Consider the following 11,119-nt stretch of genomic DNA (forward strand, 5'->3'; position numbering starts at 1 on the left):
TTCAGGCCGGGCGGACCGGCTGGCGGAGCACGGTGCGCAGCCTCGCGGGGTCGGTGCGCCGGACATCGCTCAGGTAGATCTCATGGTGGGGCCCGGCGAACGTGAGCCCGTGCTCGGGCAGGTAGACGTCGTGCAGCTCGGCGAGCACCGGGCCTTCGTCGTCGTACGGGCCGACGTGCAGCGTCTGCACCGACCGCCCCTCCGTGAGGCTCGTGCGGCGCACGAGGTCGAGCGCGACCGGGGGCTCCTTCTTCGCCCGGAGCGTCTCCGTGGCGGCGACCACCGTGTCCTCGTCGACCCAGTCGGGCTGGAGGACGAGGAGGGTCCACCGCCACGCGCCCTTCTCGCGGCGCACGAACGTCCCCGGGTCGTCGGCCGTCCACAGCCCCTCGAGCGGCCCGACGACGTAGTCCCGCCCCGCGCGCTTGCTCGCGAACTTCACGGCGTAGGAGAGGGAGAACAGCGCCTCGACCGCCTGCGCGTAGGCGGTCGCCGTGTTGGGGTCGCCCTCGCCGTCGACGGCGAGGTAGGCCAGGGTCGGCACGTCCACCTCGACGAACCGGCCGCGGGGCGGCGCGTAGAGCTCGCGGTGGAACGCCTTGAGGTCGACCTTGTCCGACGGCATGGCCCGACGCTACCGGGCCCCGCCGACACGCGGGCGCGCCGCCGGACGGTCCGCGCACGACGCCCGCACGCCTGATATCCAGGACGGGTGACCTCACCGCCGCCCCAACCCCCGCACGACCCGCGGCACGGGTCCGCGTACGGCGGCCCCCCAGCGGGGCCGCACCCCGCCTACCCGCCGCACCCCGGGCACCCGGGCCCCGGGTATCCGCCGCACTCCGCGCACCCGAAGCACCCGGGCCTCGGGTATCCGGCACCGGGGTATGCACCGCCGCCCCCGCCGCCGGTGGCCGCCTTCACACCGAGGTACCGACGCACCGCCTGGGTGCTCATCTGGGTGCCGGTCGTCCTCATAGTCGCCGCGGGCGCGCTGAGCATCGGCCTGCTCGCCTACGCGGACAGCGACCCGTCGAACAACTCGGCCGCCGGTTACCTCGCCCTGATGATGTGGGCCGCGATGCTCGTCGTCGGGCCGCTCCTGCTCGGCGCGTTCGTCCCGGGCTGCGTGATGCTCGCGCGCTCGAACCGGGCACGGGCGCTCACGCAGGTCACCGGCTACCGGCCGCCGGCCTGACGACGGGCTCCGGGTCGGGCCGCGCGGCAGGCGGGGTCACGTAGTCGACGACCGCCCGCACGACGTCGGGGTCGCGCAGCAGCCGGTGGTGCCCGAGCCCGTCGGTCGTGAGCAGCTCGCCCTCGGGCCAGGCCGCCGCGAGCGCGGCACCCACGGGGTACGGGACCTCCTTGTCGGCGCGGTCGTGCACGACGAGCGCCGGCGGCACCGGGTGGGTGCGCAGCGTCTCGCGCACGTCGAGCTCGGGCAGCGGGCGCCCGGCCAGGTCGGAGAGCCGGCTCCGGAGGAGCTCGCGCGTCGGGCGCGACAGGCCCAGCAGGTCGGCAAACCCGTCGAGCTGGCCGAGGACGTCGGCGATCGCCGCGACGAGCACGAGGCGCCCCGCGGGCAGGCCGTCGCGCACCGCGAGCACGGTCGTCGCCGTGCCGAGCGAGTGCGCGACGACGGCCGTCGCCTCCCCGTGCTCGCGCACCACCGCGGCGAGGGCGTCCGCGAGCTCGGGCATCGTGCTGCGCCGCGGACCGAGGCGGCCGGGCCCGGAGTCCCCGTGGCTCGGCGCGTCGAACGCGACGACGCGGTGGCCCGCGGCACGCAGGGGCTCGACGAACGCGCCGAGCTGGCCGCGCCGCCCGCCCCACCCGTGCGCGAGGTAGACGACGCCGGTCCCCGTCCTCCGGCCGATCGTCCCGTCGTGCGCGTCGTCCGCGGAGGCGTGCGGGTCCCACGTCTCGACGACGACCCGCGCGCCGGACGACGTCGTCACGGTGCTCAGCGCACCGGCGACGGCGCGGTCGTCGCGGCGACGACCTGCGCCGTCGGGCGGGGTGCACCACAGGTCGAGGGCGAGCCGGGCGGCCCGTCGAGGCGACACCGTCTGGAGCACCGCGAACCGAGCGCGCACGAGGGCGAGTCGAGCCGCGGCCTTCCGACGGCGCGCGGCGCGCCGTCGTTCCAGCCGAACGGTCGTGCTTTTCTCGGCTCGCGAGGTGGTCACGAGGATCCTCTCCGTCGGGGTGGGTCGGGTGCGGGGCAGGCGCTCAGGCGACCGGCACGGGTGCGCGCGACCCGTCGAGGAGCGCCTCGAACGCGCGGCGCGCCCGGTCCTCGGCCAGCGGGTCGGCCATGAAGACGTGCGCGTGGTGCAGCGCGAGCATCACCCCGTACAGCTCGGACGCGAACTGCTGCGGATCCACGTCGTCGCGGAAGCCGCTCTCGGCGACGCACGTCCGGTAGACCTGCGCGACGGCGTCGTACAGGTCCTGGTGGTCGCGCACGAGCTGGTCGCGGACCGGCCCCTCCTGGGCGGCGAGCTCGGTCGCCGCCTTGACGAACAGGCAGCCGCCGGGCTGCTGCCGCAGGTCGCACACGAGCCAGCGCTCGAACAGCTCGCGCAGGCGCCGCTCGCCGCGGGGCGTGCGCAGCGCGGGCGCCACGACCGTGTCGACGAACTCCGCGCGCGCCTGGTCGAGCACCGCGAGCTGGAGCGACTCCTTGGAGCGGAAGTGCGCGTAGAGGCCGCTCTTCGACATGCCCGTGGCACGCGCGAGCTCACCGATCGTCAGGCCCGCCAGGCCGACGCGGTACGCAGCCTCCACGCCGCGGTGCAGGATCGCCTGCCGCGTGTCGTCGCCCTTGGTCACCCGGCGAACGTAGCACGATCGTGCGGAAACCGGGAGGGCCGGTCGCCCGGACGCGGGGTCACGAGACGCGCGGGAAACGACGAACGGCCCCACCCGTCGGGTGGGGCCGTTCCGCTGTGCGCCCGGAGGGATTCGAACCCCCAACCTTCTGATCCGTAGTCAGATGCTCTATCCGTTGAGCTACGGGCGCTGGTCGTGCTGGCCGTTGATCGCTCACCGGCCGTCGAGAACACTACCGCGTCCTCGCCCTGATCCCAAACCGGATCCGGGCCCGGAGGCCGCGGCGTGACGGACGCCACGCCGTCCGACCCTCGCCGCACGGACGACGCCGCACGGTCCCCCCACGGTCGGACCCGCGCCGGGCGACGTCCCGTCCCCAGCCCGACGCGACGACACCGCTCCCCGGCGGACGATCGACGCATGACGTTCACCGGCCCCACTCCCGTCCCCGGCGGCTCGCCCCTCGTCGCGAGCGCGCTCACCAAGGTCTACGGCTCCGCGCAGACCGCGACACACGCCCTCGCGGGGGTGAGCCTCACGGTCCGCCCCGGGGAGTCGCTCGCGATCATGGGCCCGTCCGGGTCCGGCAAGACGACGCTCCTGCACTGCCTCGCGGGCATCATCACGCCGACGTCCGGCTCGGTGTCGTGGCGCGGCGAGGACGTCGCGACGCTCTCGGAGGCGCGGCGCACGATCCTGCGCCGCCAGGACTTCGGCTTCGTCTTCCAGTCGGGCCAGCTCCTGCCCGAGCTGCCCGCCGTCGAGAACGCGGCGCTGCCCCTCATGCTCGCCGGCACGGCCCGCGCGGAGGCCACCGCGGTCGCCGCCCGCTGGCTCGCCCACCTCGGCCTCGCCGGGATGGAGCAGCGCCGGCCGGGCGAGCTCTCCGGCGGGCAGGCGCAGCGCGTCGCGATCGCGCGCGCCCTCGTCGGATCGCCGGGCGTCGTGTTCGCCGACGAGCCGACGGGAGCCCTCGACCAGTCGACCGGCGCCGAGGTGCTCGACGTCCTGACGCGCGCGACCCGCGACTCGGGTGCCGCGCTCGTCGTCGTGACGCACGACGCCGGGGTCGCACGGCACTGCTCGCGCACGGTGACGATGCGCGACGGGCTCATCTCCGGCGAGTTCTTCGCGCCCGGCCACGACGTCGCCGCCCCGGCCGCCCCCGGTCAGGAGAGCGCCCGATGAGGACCGTCGACCTCTGGTGGCTCCTGCGCCGCCGCAGCGCCGACGAGCGCGACCCGCAGGGCCTGACCAACGTGCTCGCCGTCATCGCGTTCGCCACGACCACCGCGATCCTGCTCGTCGTCGTGGGCGGCTTCGGGGCGTTCCTCGGCCGCGCGGGCGGGATCGAGGGCATGCAGGAAGGCGTGGACGCGGCCGTGACGTCGTACGACACGCAGTACCCGATCTTCGCGGGCATCGCCTCGCTCCTGCTGCTCATCCCGCTCGTGACGCTCGGCGGGGCGGCCGCGCGGCTCGCCGTCGCGCGCCGCGACGCGCGCCTCGCGGCGCTCCGGCTCGCGGGCGCGACGACCGGCCAGGTCACGTCTCTCACGGTGCTCGACGCCGCCGCCCAGGCCGTCACGGGGGCGCTCGTCGGGCTCGTCGGCTACGGCGCCCTCCTGCCGCTCGTCGCGCAGCTGCGCTTCCAGGGCCGCACGTTCGACGTCGCCGAGCTGTGGGTCGGCGTGCCCGCCCTGCTGGGCGCCGTCATCCTCGTGGTCGCGGTCGCGCTCGTGTCCGCGCTCGTCAGCCTCCGGCGCGTCGCGATCACGCCGCTCGGCGTCGCCGCGCGCGTCACTCCCCCGGGCCTCAAGGCGGTGCGCCTGCTCGCGACCGGGCTCGCGGCCGTCGCGATGATCGTCGCGACCAACCTGTCGTTCGGCTCGGCCGCGGTGGGGATCACCGTCGTCGTCGTCATCCTGCTGATCGGCTTCGCGACGCTCAACCTCGTCGGGCCGTTCGTCATCTGGGTCGTCGGCAGGATCACCGCCGGCTCCGCGCGCCGCGTGCCCACGCTGCTCGCCGGGCGGCGGATCGTGGACAACCCGAAGACCGCGTGGCGGTCCGTGGGCGGGGTCGCGCTCGCGACGTTCATCGCGGGCCTCGCGAGCATCTTCGCGCTCTTCGACCCGGGCATGGCGTCCGACCCGGCGGAGGCCCAGTTCCTCGTCGACATCAAGACGGGCGGCTTCCTCACCCTCGCCATCGCAGGCGTCCTGGCCGCCGTCTCGACGGGCGTCATGCAGGCGGGCCGGGTCATCGACCAGCGCGGCGAGTACCGCACGCTCGTCCTCGCGGGCACCGACCTGCGGACGCTCGACCGGGCGCGCTTCCGCGAGACGCTCGTGCCGCTCGTCGTGAGCGTAGGCGTCGCGACCGCGGCCGTGCTGCTGTTCATGGTGCCCGTCCTCGGCATCAACGCCTTCACGAACGCGAGCGTCGCCCTGCAGTTCCTGCTGTGCGTCCTGGGGGCGTCCGCGCTCGTGCTCGCCGGGGCGGGCGCGTCGCGGTTCGTCGTGCGGTCGGCGCTCGCGACGACCGGCACGGCGTAGGGCACGGCCCACGGAGCAGGCCCGACGTCGGGCTGTCACGCAGCGCCGGTGACGGCGCCGGGGCGGCAGGGGCTCGGCCACGAGCCCGGCCGCCCCGCCCGCGCGTCGGGCGGTGCAGGCCGCACGATCCCGGGCAACAGAAAAGGCCCCGGGTGCGTGCACACCGAGACCTTCCTGAGCGGAGACGGAGGGATTTGAACCCTCGAACGGGTTGCCCCGTTACCACCTTAGCAGGGTGGCGCACTAGACCTGACTATGCGACGTCTCCTCGCAGGACTCCGCGGAGAGCCTGCGTCGCCCAGGGTACAAGGGCGTCGCCACCAGACCAAACCGCCGGCCCGACGGCGTCCCCTCCTACCGCTCGAAGGTCCACTCCCGGTCGGTGAGCATGCGGGCGACGGCGAGCCCGATCGCGAGCGCGACGATCACGAGACCCGCCTCGACGGCGTAGGCGAGGGCCTGCGCCGTCGCGCCGCTGTTGAACTCGTACACCGCCCGGTACGCCGTGACGCCGGGGACCATGATGACCACCGCCGGGACGGACACCGTGATGCGCGGGACCTGCAGCGCGGGTGCGACCGTCGCCGCGAGCAGCCCCACGAGCAGCGCCGCCGCCGCGGCGGCCGCCTGCGGGACGACGTCGGCGTCGACGAGGAGCAGGCGCCCCACGTTCGCCACCATGCCGATCGAGGCCGCCCCGAGCGCCATCGCCCAGGGGCTGTTGAACATCAGCGCGAACCCCAGCACCCCGAGGAAGCTCGCGACCGCGCGCAGGCCGAACAGCAGCGGCTCCGCGAGAACCGGGGCGGGCACCGGGTCCGGGGCGAGGCCCGCGGCGGCGGAGACGCCCCACACCGCCAGCGCCGCGGACGCGAGGATCATCAGCGCGTACGTCACGCGCGCGACGCCCGCCGAGAAGTCGAGCTTCGCGAGGTCGAGCGCGCCCGTCACGAGCGCGAACCCGGGCACGAGGAACAGCACCGCCGAGACGTACCCCGCCTCGTGGCCGCCCTCGACCCCGGCCAGCGCGGAGAGCCCCAGCACGAGCCCCAGGTACGCGACGCTCGCGACCGCGGCCGCGAGCATCGTCACGCCGAACTGGTTGATGCCCCGGTGCAGCATCGCGCGCCGGACACCCTGCCCCAGCGCCGCCGCGACGAGCACGGCGCCGCACTCGACGAGGCCGCCGTGGTTGAGGAACGCGAACGCGGCGCACGCGATCCCTGCCCACAGGGCGTTGAGGAACGCCCCGTAGAGCGGCGGTCGGCGCGCGATCCGGTCGAGCTCCGCGTCGACCTCGTCGAGGTCGGCCCCCGCCGGCAGCGTGGCCGAGAAGCGCTCGAGCTGCGCGAGCCGGTCCGCGTTGATCCCGATGGAGCGCACCTCGGTGAGCTCCGTGCGGAAGATCGGCCCGCGGTACGACGTCGCGGTGATCTCCGTCAGCGTCACGTGCGCCGCGATGCGGTCCAGGCCCAGCGCCCGGGCCGCGCGCGTCATGTGCGACTTCACGCGGTAGCTGCCGGTGCCCGCCGACAGCGCGAGCCGACCGATCCGCAGCACGGTGCCCGACCGGCGGATGAGGTCGACGGGCTCGAGACCGGCTTCGTCGGCCGGGGAGGGCTCAGGCGTCACGACGCCATGATCCCGCACCGCCCCGCGCCCGGCACTCGCCGAAGGTCCCGGACCTCCCGGCCAGAGCCCCGCGCCGTCGTGACGTACCGTCTGCCCATGGCCGCCGACGTCCCCCGCACCGCCCCCGCCGACGTACCCGGGCGCGGTGGCCCGCGCGTCCCGACCGACTTCGACGTGCTGGTGGTCGGCTCGGGGTTCGGCGGGAGCGTCACCGCCCTGCGCCTCACTGAGAAGGGCTATCGCGTCGGCGTCCTCGAGGCGGGCCGCCGCTTCACCGACGAGGAGCTCCCCCGCACGTCGTGGCGTCTCCGGTCGTTCCTGTGGGCACCCGCCCTCGGATGCTTCGGGATCCAGCGCATCCACCGCCTCCGCGACGTGCTCGTCCTCGCCGGCGCCGGTGTCGGCGGCGGCAGCCTCGTGTACGCGAACACGCTGTACGAGCCGCTCGACGACTTCTTCACGGACCCCGCCTGGGCCGACGTCGCCGACTGGCGGACCGAGCTGGCGCCCTGGTACGACCAGGCGCGCCGGATGCTCGGCGTCACCACCTACGCCGGGCGCACCCCCGCGGACGACGTCCTGGAGGACGTGGCCCGCGAGACCGGGGTGGGCGACACCTTCGTGAAGGCGCCGGTCGGTGTGTTCTTCGGCCGAGGCGGGACACGGGAGCCGGGAGTCACCGCCCCCGACCCCTACTTCGGCGGGGCCGGGCCCGCGCGGCGCGGCTGCACCGAGTGCGGCGCGTGCATGACGGGGTGCCGGGTCGGGGCGAAGAACACGCTCGTGAAGAACTACCTCTACCTCGCCGAGCGCGGCGGCGCCCAGGTCCTGCCGCTCACGACCGTCACCGAGGTGCGGCCCGTGCCCGACGGCGCGGGCGGCGTCCTGCACGAGGTCCTCGCCCACCGCTCGGGGCGCCCCTGGGCAGGACGGCAGCGCTACACGGCACGCCACGTCGTGCTCTCCGCGGGGGCGCTGGGCACGCAGAGACTCCTCCACGCCATGCGGGACTCGGGACACCTGCCGGGGGTCTCCGAGCGGCTGGGACACCTCACGCGCACCAACTCCGAGGCCCTGCTCGGCGCCACGGTCCGGCGTCGCGACCACCAGCGACGGCCCGACGCGCCCGACTACTCGCGCGGCGTCGCGATCACGTCGTCGTTCTACCCGGACGCCCGGACCCACGTCGAGCCCGTGCGGTACGGGAAGGGGTCGGGCGCCATGGGGCTGCTCCAGACGGTCCTCACGGACGGTGGTCCGAGCCGGTGGCGCACCTGGCTGCGCGAGCTGTGGCGCCGACGTCGGGACCTGCCGGCGATGGCCGACCTGCGCGGCTGGTCGTCGCGGACGATCATCGCGCTCGTCATGCAGAGCCACGACAACTCGCTCACCACCTCGCTGCGGCGCGGGTTCCTCGGCCGCAAGGTCCTCACGTCCCGCCAGGGGCACGGCGCGCCCAACCCGACCTGGATCCCGGCCGGGAACGACACCGCACGGCGCATGGCCCGGCGCATGGGCGGCATGCCCGGAGGGACCGTCGGCGAGCCCTTCGACGTCCCGATGACGGCCCACATCCTCGGCGGGTGCGCGATCGGCACCTCGCCGCGGACGGGCGTGATCGACCCGTACCACCGTGTCCACGGTCAGCCCGGCCTGCACGTCATGGACGGGTCCGCGGTGAGCGCGAACCTCGGGGTGAACCCGTCGCTCACGATCACGGCGCTCGCGGAACGGGCCTGTGCGCTCTGGCCCAACGCGGGCGAGAAGGACGTGCGCCCGCCGCTCGGCGCTGCGTACGCGGTGCTGGGCCCGGTCGCACCGCGGCACCCGCTGGTCCCGGCGCACGCCCCGGCGGCCCTGCGCCCGGCGCGCGTCAGGCCGGGACGGAGCACGGCTCCCGACCCGGCCTGACGGCACGACTGGCGGAGGGCGAGGGATTCGAACCCCCGGTGCGTTGCCGCACAACGGTTTTCAAGACCGTCACATTAGGCCGCTCTGTCAGCCCTCCCGGCGAGCCATTGTGGCACGCCCCGCCCCTGCACGACGACGGCGGGCCGACCCGTGGAGGGCGGCCCGCCGTCGTGCGTGGCGCGGGGTGCGGGAGCGGTCAGGCCGCGCCGCGGAGCTGGCGCATCGCGAGCTGGACGAGCGCGATGAGCGTCTGCTTCGTCGCCGCGCGCGAGCGCGCGTCCGTGTAGAGCATCGGCACGTGCGGCGGGATCTGCAGCGCCTCGCGGACGTCCTCGAGCTTGTGCTTGGCGACGCCATCGAAGCAGTTGACGCCCACGACGAACGGGATGTTGCGCGACTCGAAGTAGTCGATCGCCGGGAAGCACTGCTCCAGGCGGTCGGTGTCGACGAGCACGACGGCGCCGATCGCGCCGCGGACCAGGTCGTCCCACATGAAGAGGAAGCGGTCCTGGCCCGGCGTGCCGAACAGGTAGAGCCACAGGTTGCCCGGCAGCGAGACGCGGCCGAAGTCCATCGCGACGGTCGTCGTCGTCTTGCGGTCGGACACGCCGCCCGCGTCGTCGACGCCTACCGAGTGCTCCGTCATCGCGGCCTCGGTGTTGAGCGGCTCCACGTCCGAGATCGAGCCGATGAACGTCGTCTTGCCGACGGCGAAGCCGCCCGCGACGACGATCTTCACGACCGTCGGCGCGGTCCGGGACGCCGCTGCGGCACCACCGGGCTGCGCCGCCGCAGCGGGCGGAGCCGCGGGCGCTGCCGCGACCGGGCGCGCGGGGGCCGCCTGCTGCACCGGGGCGACCGGCTGAGCGGGCGCCTGCTGGGCGGGAGCCACGGGCTGCGCGGCGGCCAGGGGCTGCGGCGCGGTGCGCGGCTGGGCCGCGGCCTGCGCGACGGGAGCCGACGCAGGCTGCGCGGCGGCCGGGGACGGCTGCGCGGCAGCCGGAGCGACCGGCTGCGGTGCGGCCGGAGCCGTCGCGGGCTGCGTGGCCACCGGCGCGGCGGGCTGCGGTGCCGCCGGCTGCGGTGCCGCCGGAGCGACGGGCTGGGCGGCGGCCGGCTGCTGCGGTGCCGCGGGCTGGCCGGGCGTCGCCGGAGCCGCCTGGGTCGGCACGCCGACGGGTGCGCTCACCGGAGCCCACGCCGTCTGGCGCAGCGCCGGCTGACCGCCGGGCGCACCCCCGCTCGCCCCGGACGGCTGCCCTGCCTGCGGCCCGCTCCCCGAGCCGTCAGAGGGTGGAAATGCCATTGAGAACACTCTCCAAGACGCTCAGGGACAGACCCGAGCGGTTGCTGCCGTGACCCGTGTGGACGTTGAGCGGGGTCGACGTGTGGACGGTGATGTAGTTGTCCTCCTGCAGGTCCGCGACGAGCACCTTCGTCACGCCGAGCGGCAGGCGCAGGAGCGCGGAGAGCTCGGCGATCGAGACGTACGTGTGCGCGGCGTGCTGGAGGATCGAGCGCTTCTCGGGCGGGAGCCCGAAGCTGTTCACGGCACCCGGCATGACCTCGACGAGCGCCTCGAGCGGGAGGTCGGACGTGGCGGACCGCACGCGACCACCCGTCACCGCGTACGGGCGGACGGTCGCCGCCTCGTACCCGTCGTGGGCTCCCATGCTGCCGAAAGGTACGTTCGTCATCGATCAGTCCTCATCCCACCGGGGTTCGGGTCGCACCGTCGACCGGAAGGCTACCCCGCATCTCCGAGATGAGCTGCGGCGTCAGGGTCGCCTCCGTGCGCGAGACGAGGAGCGCCATCTCGTAGCCGATGAGGCCGATGTCGCAGTTCGCCTCGGCCACCACGCCCAAGACGGAGCCGTTCGACACGTTCATGAGGAACAGGAACCCGTTGTCCATCTCGATGATGGCCTGCCGGACGTTCCCGCCGTTGAGCTGGCGGGCCGCACCGCGGGTCAGGCTCGACATGCCCGAGACGATCGCGGCGAGCTGGTCACCGCTCGTCCGGTCGAGCTGGTCGGACATCGCCATGAGCAGGCCGTCCGCCGACACCACGAGCGTGTGCCGGCTGCCCGGTACGGTCCGCACGAAGTTGTCGAGCAACCACCCGAAGTTCGTGGCCTCGGTGCTGAGCGCGTTCACTGTTCCTCCTCGTCAGTTGCCGC

The 11,119-nt window shown here is 74.7% G+C and carries 11 protein-coding genes and 3 tRNA genes; 4 read left to right on the top strand and 10 right to left on the bottom strand.

What is annotated here, in order from left to right:
• Window position 1: 1 nt before the first annotated feature.
• Window positions 2-625, bottom strand: coding sequence for a GyrI-like domain-containing protein (locus tag GWJ10_RS18910; RefSeq protein WP_163188896.1), 624 nt, complete (start codon window positions 623-625; stop codon window positions 2-4).
• Window positions 626-949: 324 nt separating this feature from the next.
• On the opposite strand from GWJ10_RS18910, the gene GWJ10_RS18915 reads away from it, so the two are divergent.
• Window positions 950-1,198 (top strand): hypothetical protein, encoded by a 249-nt coding sequence (locus tag GWJ10_RS18915; protein ID WP_163188897.1) that lies wholly within the window; start codon window positions 950-952, stop codon window positions 1,196-1,198.
• Here the strand turns inward: GWJ10_RS18915 and GWJ10_RS18920 are convergent.
• From GWJ10_RS18920 to GWJ10_RS18930, 3 genes are all read right to left on the bottom strand, one after another.
• Entirely contained in the window at window positions 1,173-2,099 is a 927-nt protein-coding gene (locus GWJ10_RS18920; protein WP_163188898.1) for an alpha/beta fold hydrolase, read from the bottom strand. The two genes, GWJ10_RS18915 and GWJ10_RS18920, sit on opposite strands and share 26 nt — an antisense overlap.
• Window positions 2,100-2,235: 136 nt before the next feature.
• The gene (locus tag GWJ10_RS18925; RefSeq protein WP_031316900.1) at window positions 2,236-2,838 is read right to left on the bottom strand and encodes a TetR/AcrR family transcriptional regulator; all 603 of its coding nucleotides are present in this window, start codon (window positions 2,836-2,838) and stop codon (window positions 2,236-2,238) included.
• Between the two features lie 117 nt (window positions 2,839-2,955).
• Window positions 2,956-3,028, bottom strand: a tRNA-Arg gene (locus GWJ10_RS18930).
• 230 nt (window positions 3,029-3,258) lie between these two features.
• Here GWJ10_RS18930 and GWJ10_RS18935 point away from each other — a divergent pair.
• The gene (locus GWJ10_RS18935; protein WP_163188899.1) at window positions 3,259-4,026 is read left to right on the top strand and encodes an ABC transporter ATP-binding protein; all 768 of its coding nucleotides are present in this window, start codon (window positions 3,259-3,261) and stop codon (window positions 4,024-4,026) included.
• Window positions 4,023-5,396, top strand: a complete 1,374-nt coding sequence (locus GWJ10_RS18940) for a hypothetical protein (RefSeq protein ID WP_163188900.1) — start codon at window positions 4,023-4,025, stop codon at window positions 5,394-5,396. The genes GWJ10_RS18935 and GWJ10_RS18940 overlap by 4 nt, the downstream gene beginning before the upstream one ends.
• A 179-nt stretch (window positions 5,397-5,575) precedes the next feature.
• Here the strand turns inward: GWJ10_RS18940 and GWJ10_RS18945 are convergent.
• Both GWJ10_RS18945 and GWJ10_RS18950 read right to left on the bottom strand, forming a co-directional pair.
• A tRNA-Ser gene (locus GWJ10_RS18945) sits at window positions 5,576-5,664 on the bottom strand.
• A gap of 86 nt (window positions 5,665-5,750) precedes the next feature.
• Window positions 5,751-7,028: a threonine/serine exporter family protein gene (locus tag GWJ10_RS18950; protein WP_163188901.1), complete on the bottom strand. Its 1,278-nt coding sequence runs from the start codon at window positions 7,026-7,028 to the stop codon at window positions 5,751-5,753.
• Window positions 7,029-7,124: 96 nt separating this feature from the next.
• On the opposite strand from GWJ10_RS18950, the gene GWJ10_RS18955 reads away from it, so the two are divergent.
• Window positions 7,125-8,939 carry a GMC family oxidoreductase gene (locus GWJ10_RS18955; protein ID WP_163188902.1) on the top strand — a complete coding sequence of 605 codons (1,815 nt, stop codon included), beginning with the start codon at window positions 7,125-7,127 and terminating at the stop codon, window positions 8,937-8,939.
• Between the two features lie 9 nt (window positions 8,940-8,948).
• Here GWJ10_RS18955 and GWJ10_RS18960 read toward each other — a convergent pair.
• From GWJ10_RS18960 to GWJ10_RS18975, 4 genes are all read right to left on the bottom strand, one after another.
• Window positions 8,949-9,036: transfer RNA gene (locus GWJ10_RS18960), tRNA-Ser, on the bottom strand.
• 99 nt (window positions 9,037-9,135) lie between these two features.
• A complete protein-coding gene (locus GWJ10_RS18965) occupies window positions 9,136-9,678 on the bottom strand; it encodes an ATP/GTP-binding protein (protein WP_051877007.1) in 543 nt (180 codons plus the stop codon).
• A 547-nt stretch (window positions 9,679-10,225) separates the two neighbouring features.
• Window positions 10,226-10,636: a DUF742 domain-containing protein gene (locus GWJ10_RS18970; RefSeq protein WP_206158451.1), complete on the bottom strand. Its 411-nt coding sequence runs from the start codon at window positions 10,634-10,636 to the stop codon at window positions 10,226-10,228.
• Between the two features lie 10 nt (window positions 10,637-10,646).
• Window positions 10,647-11,096, bottom strand: coding sequence for a roadblock/LC7 domain-containing protein (locus GWJ10_RS18975; protein WP_021483502.1), 450 nt, complete (start codon window positions 11,094-11,096; stop codon window positions 10,647-10,649).
• Window positions 11,097-11,119 lie beyond the last annotated feature (23 nt).

This window comes from Cellulosimicrobium sp. SL-1 (assembly GCF_011033075.1).
Classification (GTDB): Bacteria; Actinomycetota; Actinomycetes; order Actinomycetales; family Cellulomonadaceae; genus Cellulosimicrobium; species Cellulosimicrobium funkei.